The following is a 13,481-nucleotide window of genomic DNA, read 5'->3' on the forward strand; positions in this document are numbered from 1 at the left end:
CAAGGACCATGCCGACCCCCATTCTCGATTTCGACGCTCTCGCGCAAGCCATCTCAGGCCGTGCGGTGCTGTGCATCGGCGACATCATGCTGGACGAGTTCGTCTATGGCGAGGTGTCGCGGATCTCGCCGGAAGCGCCGGCGCCTGTCATCGCCGCCCAGCGCAGCGAGATCCATATCGGCGGCGCCGGCAATGTCGCGCGCAATATCGCCTCCCTCGGGGCGCGCTGCATCTTCGTCGGCCTCGTCGGCGAGGACGATGCGGGCAAGCGGCTCGAAGCGGCACTTGCGGAGCATGCCGGCATCGAAAGCGCGCTGGTGTGCGATCCGTCGCGGCCGACCACGCGAAAAGTCCGCTTCGTCTCCGAGCATTTTTCCACGCATATGCTGCGCGCGGATTGGGAGCAGGCGGTGCCTGCCTCCGACGACATCGAGACCAGGCTGATCGACGCAATCCTGCCGCAGATCGCGCGCGCCGACATCGTGCTGCTCTCCGACTACGCCAAGGGCGTGCTGACCGCGCGCGTGATCCGTCACACGATCGACGCCGCGCGAACGCTCGGCAAGCCCGTGATCGTCGATCCCAAGAGCCTGAACTGGGCGATCTATCGCGGCGCCACGCTGCTCACACCCAATCGCAAGGAATTTTCGGAGGCGACCCGCAGCCGCGCCGACACGCCGCAGAGCATCGTCGATGCCAGCGAGGACGTGATGCGGCTCGCCGATTGCGAGGCGATCCTGGTCACGCAAGGCGAGCACGGCATGACGCTGGTGCCGCGCAATGGCGAAGCCGTTCACGTTCCGGCTGTCCCCGTGAAGGTGCGCGACGTCTCCGGCGCCGGTGACACCGTCGCCGCGGCGCTTGCGGTGTCGCTCGCGGCGGGTGCGGATTGGGACACGGCGTTGCGGATGGCGAATGCGGCTGCTGCCGTCGCCGTCGGCAAGCAAGGCACGGCCAGCGTGAGCGCGGCCGAGTTGCGGCGAAAGATCCTGCCGCATGCTTATCTCGCGGCTGAGGAGAAGATCGTGCTCGAGCCTGATACGCTCGACGCGCAGCTCGCGGAATGGCGCCGGCAGGACCTGCGCGTCGGCTTCACCAATGGCTGCTTCGACATCCTGCATCCCGGCCACGTCAAGGTGTTGACCGCGGCGCGCGGAGCCTGCGATCGCCTGATCGTCGGCCTCAACAGCGATGCCTCGGTGCGGCGGCTGAAGGGCGCCGATCGCCCGGTTCAGGACGAACGGGCGCGTGCGGAAGTGCTCGCGGCGCTCGAAGCCGTCGATCTCGTCGTAATCTTCGAGGAGGATACGCCGATCGATTTGATCACCCGGATCAAGCCGAGGGCGCTGGTGAAGGGCGGCGACTACACCCGCGAGCAGGTGGTTGGCCATGAGGTCGTCGAAGCCGCCGGCGGAATCGTCGTGCTGGTCGACATCCTCCAGGGCTTCAGCACGACCGCGCTGGTCCATCGCGCGCGGGGAGGGGGCAAGTGACGGACCAGGCGACGACGCTCGCCCGGGAGACGCCCGCCCAGATGCTGTGGCGGCGCTTTCGCAGCCCGGCGGCGTGGTGCGAGACGGCCGACCTGTTCGCGATCCTGACCGTGGCCTCGCTGCCCTGGTCGACCTCGCTCGCGGCGATCTTCAACGCTCTGTTCCTGGTCTGCATGGTGCCGTTTCTCGACGTCCGCGCATTCCTGCAATCGCTGAAGCGCCCGATCGCGGCCGCGCCGATCGCGCTGGTCCTGCTCGCGCTGGTGGGTACGCTGTGGTCGGATGCGGCCTGGGGCGCGCGTCTTTATGCGGTCAATCCGACCGTCAAGCTGCTCGTGCTGCCCGTGCTGCTCTATCATTTCGAGCGCTCGTCGCGCGGGCACTGGATGTTCATCGCGTTCCTGGTGTCCTGCGCGCTGCTCTCGGTGATGTCGTGGCTAGTGGCCTTCTATCCCAACCTGACGCTCAAGCCCGATCACCTCGAGCGCGGCATCTTCGTCAAGAACTACATCGACCAGAGCCAGGAATTCGCGCTGTGCGCGGTCGCGCTCGCCTATCCCATCGTGATGCTGCTGCGCGAGAAGCGCTATTGGTTCGCGGGATTATTGATCGCGCTGGCTCTGAGCTTCTTCGTCAACATGGCCTTCGTGGTGGTGTCGCGCACCGCGCTGGTCACCGTTCCGATCATGTTCGGCGTGTTCGCACTGCTGCACCTGCGCTGGCGCAGCATCGCGATCATCTCGGTCGCTCTGCTCGCCGGCGCCGCTCTCGCCTGGCAGGCCTCGCCGCAATTGCGCAAGACCGCGGACACCTTCGCCAGCGACTACACGCGCTATGTCGAAAAGGGCGAGCCGACCTCGCTGGGCCTGCGGCTCGAATTCTGGCGGAAATCGCTCGGCTTCTTCGCGGAGGCGCCGATCAAGGGGCACGGCACCGGTTCGACGCGTGGATTGTTCGAGCAGGTCAAGACCGGCAGCGGCTACCAGGCCTCCGCCGAGGTGATCGGCAATCCGCATAACCAGACGCTAAATGTCGCCGTGCAATGGGGCGTCATCGGCATCGCCGTTCTCTACGCGATCTGGGTCCTGCATCTCCTGTTGTTCCGCGGCGACGGGCTGGCCCATTGGATTGGCCTGCTGGTCGTGGTGCAGAACGTCTTCACCTCGCTGTTCAACTCCCATCTGTTCGACTTCCACGAGGGCTGGATGTATGTCATCGGCGTCGGCGTTGCCGGCGGCATGGTGATCCGGGCCCGACACGCCGAGGCGAAGGTGGGGGAAGCCGGTTCCTGAACGGCCGCGCAGCTGGCAAGCCTTGTACTGGCAAGTCTTGACGAGATGGGCTATCAGCGCGGTCAGGTTGCATCTAACTGGGATTTCATCGGTCGGCGGATGACGCGTCTTTCGCATCTCACCTTGCGCAATTTCCTGATCGCGCTCCACGACCTGCTGGCGACCACGGCGGCGCTGTTCGCAGCGTTCTACCTGCGTTTCGAGGGTGGCCACGGCTTCTTTGACCGCTTGCCGCTGCTATTCCAGATCCTGCCCTACTTCCTCGCCTTCAGCATGGTCGTGTTCTTCGTCTTCAACCTCACCACGACGAAATGGCGCTTCATCTCGCTGCCTGACGCTCTGAACATCATCCGCGTCGCGACTGTGCTGACGGTTGCCCTCCTGGCGCTCGACTACATCTTCGTCGCCCCCAACGTCCGCGGGGCCTTCTTCCTCGGCAAGGTGACGATCGTCCTCTACTGGTTCCTTGAGATAACGTTCCTCACTGCGTTGCGCATAGCCTACCGGCACTTCCGCTATACGCGCGTGCGGCGTCGTGCCAAGGGCCAGAATGCCGCGCCGACACTGCTGATCGGCCGCGCCGCGGATGCCGAGGTGCTGCTGCGCGGCATTGAGAGCGGCGCGATCAAGCGCATCTGGCCGGTCGGCGTCTTGTCGCCGTCGAGTGCAGATAGCGGCCAGTTGATCCGCAATGTGCCGGTGCTGGGCGGTATTGACGACATTGAGGACGTCATTAGTGATTTCGCCAAACGCGACAAGCCGATCGCACGCCTGGTGATGACGCCGTCCGCGTTCGAGCCGGACGCTCATCCGGAATCGATCCTGATGCGCGCGCGCAAGTTAGGGGTGATCGTCAATCGCATGCCCTCGCTGGAGAGCGGCGATACGCCGCGCCTCACGGCCGTCGCGGTCGAGGACCTCCTGCTGCGGCCGAGCGAGACAATCGACTATGCGCGCCTCGAATCCCTGATTAGGGGCAAGGCGGTGATCGTCACCGGCGGCGGCGGCTCAATCGGCTCCGAGATCTGCGAGCGCGTCGTCGCCTTCGGCGCCGCGCGCCTCCTGATCGTGGAAAATTCCGAGCCGGCGCTCTACGCGGTCACGGAAGCGCTCGCTGTGCACGGCACGGCGGCCGCGATCGAGGGGCGGATCGCCGACATTCGCGACCGCGAGCGCATCATCCGCCTGATGGCGGAGTTCAAGCCGGACATCGTGTTCCATGCCGCCGCGCTCAAGCACGTGCCGATCTTGGAGCGCGACTGGAGCGAGGGCGTCAAGACCAACATCTTCGGCTCGATCAATGTTGCCGATGCGGCGCACGGCGCCGGCGCCGAAGCCATGGTGATGATCTCGACCGACAAGGCGATCGAGCCGGTGTCGATGCTCGGCCTCACCAAGCGCTTCGCCGAGATGTACTGCCAGGCGCTCGACCACGATCTCGCCGCAGGTACCGGTAGTGTCAGGCCGCCGATGCGGTTGATCTCGGTCCGGTTCGGCAACGTGCTGGCATCGAACGGCTCGGTGGTGCCGAAGTTCAAGGCCCAGATCGAGGCCGGCGGCCCCGTGACGGTGACGCATCCCGACATGGTCCGCTACTTCATGACCATCCGCGAGGCCTGCGATCTCGTCATCACGGCGGCGACGCATGCGCTCGGAACGCAGCGTCCCGACGTCTCGGTCTATGTGCTCAACATGGGCCAGCCGGTGAAGATCGTCGATCTCGCCGAGCGCATGATCAGTCTCTCGGGCCTCCAGCCCGGCTACGACATCGAGATCGTGTTCACGGGCATGCGGCCGGGCGAGCGCCTGCACGAGATCCTGTTCGCCTCCGAGGAGCCGACCCGCGAGATCGGTATCGCCGGCATTATGGCCGCGCAGCCGAACGAGCCGCCGATGCAGACGCTGCGCAAATGGATCGCGGCGCTGGAGCAGGCGATCACGCGGGACGATCGGGCCACGATCAAGACCATCCTGAAGGATGCGGTTCCGGAATTCGGGTCGACCGCGGCTTGACCATGCATTCTCAAGGCAAGATCGTCGTCGCGAGCCAGCATTACCCGCCTGATCCGAGCACGACTGCGGCGATCATGGCCGAGATCGCCTGCCGCGTCGCCGTCGACCACGAGGTCATCGTGCTGTCGGGCTCGCCCGGCGAATTGCCGGCCTCGCAAACCGGCCCGGGCAAGCCGCGCGTGATTGCCATCAAGAACCGGATGGCGGGAAAGACCGCGCTGGTGCGGCGTGGATTGTCCGAGCTGCTGTTCGCGGCGCGCACGTTCTTCGCGCTGATCCGGGAGCTTAGGGCAGGTGACGTCGCGCTCACCGTCACCGCGCCGTTCATGCTGCCATATGCGGTGGCGGCGGCAGCAAGGCTGAGGGGTGCGCGCTCGGCGCTGATCATGCACGACCTCTTCCCCGATGTTCTCGTGATGGCGGAGATCCTGAAGCCCGGCTCGTTGGTGACGCTGACGATGCGCGCGGCCAACAGCCTGATGTTCCGCGCGCTCAATGCCGTCATCACCATCGGCCGCGATGCGGAGCGGCCGCTCTTGAGCTATTCCGGCATGAGGCGGAACAAGATCCGCTTCATCCCGAACTGGGCGACGCTGGTACCCGCGGCACGTCCCCTGGCGCCGGACAATCCGTTCCGTAAAGCGCTATCCGCGCGATTCATTGTCGGCCTGTCGGGCAATCTCGGCTTCACCCATGATCCGGAGATCGTGTTCGAGGCTGCACGCCTTTTGAAAGACGAGCCGGACATCCACTTCCTGTTGTCCGGCTGGGGCATCGGCTTCGAGCGGCTGAAGCAGTTGCAGACTGAAGCGAACTTGCCGAATGTGTCCTTCGTGGCGCGGGTCGCGGATGCCGAGCTCGAGGCGTTCCTGGCGGCAGCCAATCTCTGGATCATTCCGTACCGCAAGGACGTGGCGGGGGTGTCGGTGCCGAGCCGGTTCTACAATCTGCTGGCGGTCGGCCGTCCCGTGGCGCTGGTCTCCGAGCCGGAGGCCGAGGCTGCGTTGACGGTGGTGGAGAACGGGCTCGGCTGGGTCGTGACGCCGGGCCGCGCCGATCAGCTCGCCGACGCAATCCGCGCGGCATCCCGCTGCGACGCCGCCGCCATGGCCGAACGCGCGGTGAAGGCGGCAGCGAGATTCGACCGGACGACCGCGATGAACGCCTATGCCGGGCTGATCGACGAATTGTTGCGCAACCCCGATCTGGCGGAGCAACGATGAGCGAGCGAAAACCGGTCGTGCTGGTGCCAGGGGCGAGCGGCTTCGTCGGCCGCCATGTCGCGCCTGAACTGGCGCGCGAGGGATGGTCGGTTCGCAGCGCGGTACGCAGCCTGGAGGGGATCGACGACGAGGTCGTGATCGAATCGATCGGCCCTGATACCGATTGGCAGGCGGCGCTCGAAGGCGTCGACGCCGTGGTCCATCTCGCCGCGCGCGGCTGACGCTGTCGGCTCAGAACGCCTGAGGGCGGGAGAAGCGGCGCAGCACGAATCCGATCGCGATCGCGCCCGCGACAAACGCGAGCCATGTGACCCAGGTCGAGCTTGCGCTGACGGTGATGATGGCAAGCACCGCCAGCAATAGATTGAGCGCGAACACATCGCCGATGACGCGGCGGACCGTGAAGCCGTTGTCGGTCGCACGCTGGTAGAAGTGCGAGCGGTGTGCCGACCAGAATTGTTCGCGGCGCGCGATGCGCCGAAACAGCGTGATGGTGGAATCGACGAGGTAATAGGCCGGCAGCAGCAGCGCCGCGGCGGGCTGCCCGTGCCAGGCGAGCTCCAGCAGGCACCAGCCGAGCAAAAGGCCGATCGGCAGGCTGCCGACATCGCCCAGGAACACTTTTGCGACCGGACGGTTGAACGGCGCAAAGCCGAGCGTGGCGCCGCACAGCGCCGTGGCGATCAGCGCGGCGGGCCACGAGAGATCACCGAGCAGTCCCAGCAGCAGCAGCGCTGCGGTGACGGGCACGACTTCCGCGACCGTCATCAGGTCCAGCCCGTCCATGAAATTCACGAGGTTCACGAACCAGACGCCGGCGAGCAGGATGAGGCCACGCTCGAGCGGAAGCGGCAGTGCCGGCACGATGCGCGCGGTCTCGGGCGCGGTGAACACGACCGCTCCGACGCAGGCTGCTTGCAGCGCGAGCCGCGCCAACACCGGCAGCGACACGATGTCGTCGGCGAATCCGACCAGGGCGATCACGATCGTTGCAATGACCAGCGCCGGCGGGATCGCAACGTTCGCCCAGGCGGCCCAGGCCGATGCGACCAGCAGCGTGGCGGTGATCACCGCGATGCCGGCGCCCTGCGGGGTCGGAATGCGATGCGAGGAACGGGCATTCGGTCGCGCCAGGGCATAGCGCTGGAGCAGGGGGCGGCTGGTCCAGGTGATGATCGCCGACATCAGCGCGGCGACCGCGACGGCAAGCAGCGAGGACATGGCGGCAACAGCGTCGATGGCTGGGCTCACTCCGGCACTCCGAGCGGCGCCGACCCTTTCGCGGCCTTCTCCGCGCTGAGGATCCAGACCAGGCCGCCGATCGCACCGACGATGAAGAGCACGGCGCCGAACAGCAGCGAGACGTTGACGCCTTCGTTGGCGGAAAGCCCGGCGAAACCGAAGGCCAGGCCCATCGTCGCCTCGCGCACGCCCCAGCCGGCGATCGAGATCGGCATCAGGGTGATCAGCATGATCGGCGGAATGAGGAGGAATGTCTGGCCGAAGCTGACCGGTGCGGCGATCGACTGCACCACGCACCACGCAATGACGACGGCGAGCACGTGAACGAGAAGCGACAGAATTGCGACGATCGGTCCGCGCTTGGCGTTGAAGATCACGCGGTTGGCAATCACGGCGCAGGCGTGGATGTGATGGGTGGCCCACCAGGTCTTCAGCCACGACCATTTCAGCGCGCCGAAGATCAGGAAACCGACGCCGCCTGCGAGCGCCGCGAAATCGACGAGCAGCAGCGCCGAGCGTCCGTGCGGATCGGTGATGAGCTCGTAGCTCCAGGGCAGGCTCGCGACGACGACGATCGCCAGCGCGACGAGGCCGATCGCGCGGTCGACGAAGATCGAGTAGGTGGCCGCGCGCCATCCGGCGCCGGCGCGCGCGACCAGCCACAGCCGGACCGCATCGCCGCCGATCGCGGAGGGCAGCGTCTGGTTGAAGAACGCGCCGATCACGTTGTAGCGCATGGCGCGGCCGAGCTCGAGCGGCGCGCCGCATTCGGCGCTGATCTCGCGCCAGCGGACCACGCCGACGAAGATTTGCAGGAACGTGACCGCGATCGCCATGGCGATCCAGAGCAGGCTGGTCGCGGTCAGGCGCGAGAACAGTTCGGACAGATCGACCTTGCGCAGCGCCAGGTAGAGCAGCGCTCCGGAAATCAGGATTTTGGCCGTCGACAGCAGGATTCGGCGCATCTCGCCCGCATGAACAGGGTTTGCGAAGATTTGAGGCAACCCGACGCGAGGCGTCGAATTCGGCCGCTTTGGTATGGTCTTGGCGCCGATCTTGCAATAGCGCTTATCCGGAGCGGTGATGAATAGCCGCGGGGCTATTGCGACGGCCTCGATACCGCGGCTAAAGAGGCGCCGCGGGGCCGGCTTGGGGACCGCGTGGCAACAGATCGCTTGGGAACAGGATGACGGATCAGGCGATTTTGGTCACGGGAGCCGCGGGGTTCATCGGCTTTCACGTCGCCCGGCAGCTCCTGGCCGAGGGCCGGCCCGTGGTCGGGCTCGACAATCTCAACAGCTATTACGATCCGGCGCTGAAACGGGCGCGCCTGGCGCTGCTTCGGAGCGATTCCCGCTTCGCCTTCGTCGAGGCCGATCTTGCCGACCGCGACACCATCGCGGCGCTGTTTGCGCGACATCGATTTGACAAAGTCGTGCATCTCGCGGCGCAGGCGGGCGTGCGCTACTCGATCGACCATCCGCACACTTACGCCGATTCCAATCTCCAGGGCTTTCTCAACGTGCTGGAGGGCTGCCGCAACAATTCTTGTCGTCATCTCGTCTACGCCTCGTCATCCTCCGTTTATGGCGCCAACACTAAACTGCCATTTGCCGTGCAGGACCGGACCGACCATCCCGTGAGCTTCTATGCCGCGACCAAGAAGGCGAACGAATTGATGGCGCAGTCCTACAGCCATCTCTACCGGCTGCCGGTCACGGGCCTGCGCTTCTTCACCATCTACGGCCCGTGGGGCCGCCCCGACATGGCCCTGTTTCTGTTCGTGAACGCCATCATGGCGGAGCGTCCGATCCGGCTCTTTAACCATGGCAAAATGCGTCGCGACTTCACCTATATTGACGACGTCACCCGTGTAGTATCCAAGCTCATCGATCGGGTGCCCGCGGATGACCCGGCTGCCGCAAATGCGCCGTCTAAGGTCTACAATGTCGGCAACCACCATCCGGAAGAGCTGATGCATGTCGTCGGGCTTCTGGAGCAGGAGCTGGGTCGGACGGCAATCAAAGAATTGCTGCCGATGCAGCCGGGAGACGTCTTGGAAACGTTCGCGGATGTCGAGGATCTGACGCGCGACACCGGCTTTGCACCGTCAACGCCGATCGCGCTCGGGGTCCGTAATTTTGTCACCTGGTATCGGGACTACTTCAAGGTTTGAAATGACGATGGACAAACGCATTATCCCCCTGATCATGTGCGGCGGCGCCGGCACGCGGCTGTGGCCGGCTTCGCGCGAGGTGCGCCCAAAACAGTTCCTGCCCCTGTTCGGCACGCGTTCGACCTTCCAGGACACGCTGCTGCGCGTGTCGGATGCCTCGCTGTTCGATCGTCCGATCGTCATCACCAATGCGTCCTATCGCTTCATGGTGCTGGAGCAGCTCGCCGAGATCGGCATCGAGGCCGACGTGATCCTCGAGCCGATGCGGCGCGATTCCGGCCCCGCGATCGCCGCGGGTGCGGTGTTCGCGCAGAACCGCGCCAGTGACGCGATCGTGCTCGCGCTCGCCGCCGACCACGTGGTGCAGGACAATGCGGCCTTCGTCGCGGCGTGCCGTGAAGGCCTCACCGCCGCGAGCGCCGGGCGCATCGTCACCTTCGGCGTCAAGCCGGAGCGGCCGGCGACCGAATACGGCTATATCAGCCCGGGCGAGGTGATCTCCGGCGAGGTGCACGCCGTCGCGCGCTTCGTCGAAAAGCCTGATGCCGTGAAGGCGGCCGACTACGTCAGTTCGGGCTATCTCTGGAACAGCGGCAACTTCATGTTCCCGGCCACTGTCCTGCTCGACGAATACCGCAGGGTCGACCCGGCGAGCGTCGAGGCGATCTCCAATGCGGTGAGCAATGCCGGCCGCGATCTCGGCTTCGTGACGCTGGAGCCCGAGGCGTTCGGCGCGGCGAAGGCGATCTCGATCGACTATGCGGTGATGGAGAAGACCTCGCGCGCAGCGGTCGTGCCGGTGTCCTGCGGCTGGTCCGACGTCGGCTCCTGGCACGCGGTGTGGGAGTTGTCGGAGAAGGACGCGCAAGGCAATGCTTCGCACGGCAGCGCGGTGTTCGAAGACTCGCGCAACTGCAACGTCACCACAGATGCAGCGCTGGTCGCGCTCGAAGGCGTCGACGATCTCGTTGTGGTCGCCACCGCGGATGCGGTGCTGGTCTCGCGCCAGAAGGATGCCAACGGCCTGAAGCGCCTAGTGACCAAGCTCAAGGCGGTCGCGCCGAAGGTCACCGAGGAGCATCTCAAGGTGCACCGGCCCTGGGGCAGCTACCAGTCCGTCGACAATGGCGAGCGCCACCAGGTCAAGCGCATCGTGGTCAAGCCGGGCGGGCGGCTGTCGCTGCAGAAGCACCATCATCGCGCCGAGCACTGGATCGTTGTCCGCGGCGCCGCACGGGTGACCGTCAACGAGACCGTCAAGACGGTGCACGAGAACGAGTCCATCTACATCCCGATGGGCGCGGTGCATCGGATGGAGAATCCCGGCAAGATCATGCTGGAACTCATCGAGGTCCAGACCGGAAGCTATCTCGGGGAAGACGACATCATCCGGATTGAAGACGACTATCAAAGGTCGTAACCAGCAAGCTCCGAATCACGCGACCCGGGCCGGAAGGCGCAAACTTTTGGCGCTAAGGCCCGGGGAACGTGTAACTTTTTGAATCAAATCGTGTCCGGTCAATTCGGCTGACATTCGCCACAAATGTGGCGCCCGTGCTAGAAGCGGCCCGGGGATTTGCGTTGAATCGGGGTTTGCTCAGATGAGTTCCAAAGGGTTTGCACCGGCAAAGGCCGGCTTGCGCGTTGGCGTCGTTGGCGCGGGCGTGATGGGCAGCAACCATGCGCGCGTGCTCGCGGGTCTTCCAGGCGTCAGCCTCGTCGGTGTGGTCGATCCGTCGCCGGCGCATCTGACGCGCACCACCGAGCTTGCCAGCTGCCAGGGCTTCGAGACGCTCGACCAGCTCCTCGCCGAAGGCGTCGACGCCGTCACCATCGCCGCGCCGACCCATCTGCATCACGAGGTCGCGCTGGCCTGCATCGCCAGGGACGTCCACGTTCTGGTGGAGAAGCCGATCGCCTCCACGGTCGCGGAAGGCCGCGAGATCGTCGCCGCCGCGCAAAAGGCCGGCGTCACGCTGATGATCGGCCATGTCGAGCGCTTCAATCCGGCGGTCGCCGCCGTCAAGCAGGCGATCGCGGGCGAGGATATTCTCTCCATCGCGATCACCCGTGTCGGTCCGTTCCCGCCGCGCATGTCCAATGTCGGCGTCGTCATCGATCTCGCCGTGCACGACATCGATCTGATCCGCTGGTTCACCGAATCCGACATCGTCGAGGTGCAGCCGCAATTGTCGAGCGCGGTCGCCGAGCGCGAGGACATCGCGCTCCTGCAGTTCCGCACCGCCAATGGCGTGCTCGCGCACATCAACACCAACTGGCTGACGCCGTTCAAGGCGCGCAGCGTCACGGTCGCGACCCGCGGCAAATACGTGATGGGCGATCTGTTGACGCGCCAGGTCACCGAGTGCTTCGGCTTCAAGCCGGACGGCAGCTATTCGATGCGGCATCTGCCGGTCGGCCACGACGAGCCGCTCCGCGCCGAGCTGATCGCGTTCCTGAAGGCCGTCCGCAACGGCGAGACGCCGGCGGTCACCGGCGACGAGGGCGTCGCCAGCCTCGAGATCGCCACGCAGTGCCTGGAAACACCGTCGCGGCCCGCGGCCTCGTCGGCTGCCCGCAAGGGCCCGCGCCGCGTCGCGGGCTGATCTCTTCTCAATGTCGACCGCTCAAAACCCGCAAGGCGCCATGAACCAGCATCTGCGTTCCGAACCCATTCCCTTCGTCGACGTCGCCTCGCAGCGCCGCCGGCTCGGCGCCTCGCTCGATGCCGCCGTCAAGCGCGTCCTCGACCATTGCCAGTTCGTCAACGGCCCTGAAGTCGCCGAGCTCGAGAAGCAGCTTGCGGCCTATAGCGGCGCCAAGCACGTGATCGGCTGCGCCAGCGGCACCGATGCGATCCTGATGGTCATGATGGCGAAGAATGTCGGCCCCGGCGATGCCGTGCTGTGCCCGTCCTTCACCTTCATCGCAACCGCCTCGCCGGTGGCGCGGACCGGTGCGACGCCTGTTTACGTCGATGTCGATGAAGCCACCTTCAACATGAGCCCGGAGTCGCTGAAGCGCGGCATCGCGACCGCCCGCAAGGCCGGCCTGAAGCCGGTCGCGGTGATTCCGGTCGATTTGTTCGGGCAGCCCGCCGACCACGATTCCATCGCCGAGATCGCCAGGGCCGAAGGCCTGTTCGTGCTCGACGACGCCGCACAGGGTTTTGGCGCGAGCTACAAGGGCCGCAAGCTCGGCACCTTCGGGCTCGCCACCGCGACCAGCTTCTTCCCGGCCAAACCGCTCGGCTGCTTCGGCGACGGCGGCGCGATCTTCACCGATGACGACGAGCTCGCAGCGACACTGCGCAGCATCCGCGTGCACGGGCAGGGCGTGGACAAATACGACAACGTCCGCCTCGGCCTGACCGGCCGGCTCGACACCATGCAGGCCGCGATCCTGATCGAGAAGCTGAAGATTTTTGACGACGAGATCGCCGCCCGCAACAAGGTTGCGGAGCGTTACGCGCGTGGCCTGTCCAACGTCGTCACCGTGCCGCGTCTGGCACCGGGCAACACCTCGGTCTGGGCGCAGTACACGATCCGTCTCCCTGAGGGCACCGACCGCGACGGCTTCGCCGCCGCGCTGAAGGCCCAGGGCGTGCCGACCGCGATCTATTACGGCAAGTCGATGCACCAGCAGACCGCCTACAAGCAGTATCCGGTCGCCGACGGCGGCCTGCCGGGCTGCGAGAACCTGTCGCAGGACGTCATCAGCCTGCCGATGCACGCCTACCTGACGGAAGCCGACCACGAGCGAATCATCGCCGCAGTCCGCGGCGCGATCGCGGGCTGATTTCGTCGTTTTGCCCTTCTTTCCCTCTCCCCCTGTGGGAGAGGGTGGCCGCGATAGCGGCGAGACGGGTGAGGAGTCTCTCTCCGCACGGAAAGCTGGGAGAGAGACCCCTCACCCGATTGAGTTTGTATCTACCTGCGGCGCTGCCCTCTCCCACAAGGGGAGAGGGCACGGCGATGCACATCGCAAGCCGAGCGCCCGTCTTTTTTGATCACGTCAAACTTCAAAGCCTTATCGTTGGGCT

At 65.7% G+C, this 13,481-nt stretch carries 11 protein-coding genes; 9 read left to right on the forward strand and 2 right to left on the reverse strand.

The features are described 5' to 3' along the window. Positions 1 to 8: 8 nt before the first annotated feature. The 5 genes from rfaE1 (at position 9) to ABIB95_RS41655 (ending at position 6,242) form a co-directional block, all read left to right on the forward strand. Positions 9 to 1,493 carry a D-glycero-beta-D-manno-heptose-7-phosphate kinase gene (gene rfaE1 / locus ABIB95_RS41635; protein WP_354248476.1) on the forward strand — a complete coding sequence of 495 codons (1,485 nt, stop codon included), beginning with the start codon at positions 9 to 11 and terminating at the stop codon, positions 1,491 to 1,493. 41 nt (positions 1,494 to 1,534) lie between these two features. Next, positions 1,535 to 2,785 carry an O-antigen ligase family protein gene (locus tag ABIB95_RS41640; protein WP_354248537.1) on the forward strand — a complete coding sequence of 417 codons (1,251 nt, stop codon included), beginning with the start codon at positions 1,535 to 1,537 and terminating at the stop codon, positions 2,783 to 2,785. 99 nt (positions 2,786 to 2,884) lie between these two features. Further along, entirely contained in the window at positions 2,885 to 4,798 is a 1,914-nt protein-coding gene (locus tag ABIB95_RS41645) for a nucleoside-diphosphate sugar epimerase/dehydratase (RefSeq protein WP_166342715.1), read from the forward strand. 2 nt (positions 4,799 to 4,800) lie between these two features. Continuing rightward, positions 4,801 to 6,021 (forward strand): glycosyltransferase family 4 protein, encoded by a 1,221-nt coding sequence (locus tag ABIB95_RS41650; RefSeq protein ID WP_166353277.1) that lies wholly within the window; start codon positions 4,801 to 4,803, stop codon positions 6,019 to 6,021. Further along, positions 6,018 to 6,242: an NAD-dependent epimerase/dehydratase family protein gene (locus ABIB95_RS41655; protein WP_224517377.1), complete on the forward strand. Its 225-nt coding sequence runs from the start codon at positions 6,018 to 6,020 to the stop codon at positions 6,240 to 6,242. Before ABIB95_RS41650 ends, ABIB95_RS41655 begins: the two co-directional genes overlap by 4 nt. Positions 6,243 to 6,252: 10 nt before the next feature. Here ABIB95_RS41655 and ABIB95_RS41660 read toward each other — a convergent pair whose 3' ends face one another. After that, positions 6,253 to 7,272, reverse strand: coding sequence for an MraY family glycosyltransferase (locus tag ABIB95_RS41660; RefSeq protein WP_354248479.1), 1,020 nt, complete (start codon positions 7,270 to 7,272; stop codon positions 6,253 to 6,255). Beyond that, positions 7,269 to 8,228 carry a lysylphosphatidylglycerol synthase transmembrane domain-containing protein gene (locus ABIB95_RS41665; RefSeq protein ID WP_028153035.1) on the reverse strand — a complete coding sequence of 320 codons (960 nt, stop codon included), beginning with the start codon at positions 8,226 to 8,228 and terminating at the stop codon, positions 7,269 to 7,271. The genes ABIB95_RS41660 and ABIB95_RS41665 overlap by 4 nt, the downstream gene beginning before the upstream one ends. Positions 8,229 to 8,449: 221 nt before the next feature. On the opposite strand from ABIB95_RS41665, the gene ABIB95_RS41670 reads away from it, so the two are divergent. The 4 genes from ABIB95_RS41670 (at position 8,450) to ABIB95_RS41685 (ending at position 13,237) form a co-directional block, all read left to right on the forward strand. Then, positions 8,450 to 9,439 carry an SDR family NAD(P)-dependent oxidoreductase gene (locus tag ABIB95_RS41670; RefSeq protein ID WP_354248481.1) on the forward strand — a complete coding sequence of 330 codons (990 nt, stop codon included), beginning with the start codon at positions 8,450 to 8,452 and terminating at the stop codon, positions 9,437 to 9,439. Between the two features lie 7 nt (positions 9,440 to 9,446). Then, positions 9,447 to 10,859 carry a mannose-1-phosphate guanylyltransferase/mannose-6-phosphate isomerase gene (locus ABIB95_RS41675; RefSeq protein WP_354248484.1) on the forward strand — a complete coding sequence of 471 codons (1,413 nt, stop codon included), beginning with the start codon at positions 9,447 to 9,449 and terminating at the stop codon, positions 10,857 to 10,859. 181 nt (positions 10,860 to 11,040) lie between these two features. After that, the gene (locus ABIB95_RS41680) at positions 11,041 to 12,045 is read left to right on the forward strand and encodes a Gfo/Idh/MocA family protein (protein ID WP_354248486.1); all 1,005 of its coding nucleotides are present in this window, start codon (positions 11,041 to 11,043) and stop codon (positions 12,043 to 12,045) included. 40 nt (positions 12,046 to 12,085) lie between these two features. Beyond that, complete coding sequence (locus ABIB95_RS41685; RefSeq protein ID WP_502917928.1) at positions 12,086 to 13,237, forward strand: DegT/DnrJ/EryC1/StrS family aminotransferase; 1,152 nt, start codon at positions 12,086 to 12,088, stop codon at positions 13,235 to 13,237. The last annotated feature ends 244 nt before the right edge of the window (positions 13,238 to 13,481 follow it).

The organism is Bradyrhizobium sp. LA2.1 (assembly GCF_040547725.1).
GTDB classification, from domain to species: Bacteria; Pseudomonadota; Alphaproteobacteria; order Rhizobiales; family Xanthobacteraceae; genus Bradyrhizobium; species Bradyrhizobium barranii.

Excerpts from the sequence above, each read along its gene's own strand:
- ABIB95_RS41645 (WP_166342715.1), top strand. The coding sequence starts at position 2,885 with ATGACGCGTCTTTCGCATCTCACCTTGCGCAATTTCCTGATCGCGCTC.
- ABIB95_RS41655 (WP_224517377.1), top strand. The coding sequence starts at position 6,018 with ATGAGCGAGCGAAAACCGGTCGTGCTGGTGCCAGGGGCGAGCGGCTTC.
- ABIB95_RS41680 (WP_354248486.1), top strand. The coding sequence starts at position 11,041 with ATGAGTTCCAAAGGGTTTGCACCGGCAAAGGCCGGCTTGCGCGTTGGC.
- ABIB95_RS41650 (WP_166353277.1), top strand. The coding sequence starts at position 4,801 with ATGCATTCTCAAGGCAAGATCGTCGTCGCGAGCCAGCATTACCCGCCT.
- ABIB95_RS41665 (WP_028153035.1), bottom strand. The coding sequence starts at position 8,228 with ATGCGCCGAATCCTGCTGTCGACGGCCAAAATCCTGATTTCCGGAGCG.
- ABIB95_RS41670 (WP_354248481.1), top strand. The coding sequence starts at position 8,450 with ATGACGGATCAGGCGATTTTGGTCACGGGAGCCGCGGGGTTCATCGGC.
- ABIB95_RS41685 (WP_502917928.1), top strand. The coding sequence starts at position 12,086 with ATGAACCAGCATCTGCGTTCCGAACCCATTCCCTTCGTCGACGTCGCC.
- ABIB95_RS41640 (WP_354248537.1), top strand. The coding sequence starts at position 1,535 with ATGCTGTGGCGGCGCTTTCGCAGCCCGGCGGCGTGGTGCGAGACGGCC.
- ABIB95_RS41675 (WP_354248484.1), top strand. The coding sequence starts at position 9,447 with ATGGACAAACGCATTATCCCCCTGATCATGTGCGGCGGCGCCGGCACG.
- rfaE1 (WP_354248476.1), top strand. The coding sequence starts at position 9 with ATGCCGACCCCCATTCTCGATTTCGACGCTCTCGCGCAAGCCATCTCA.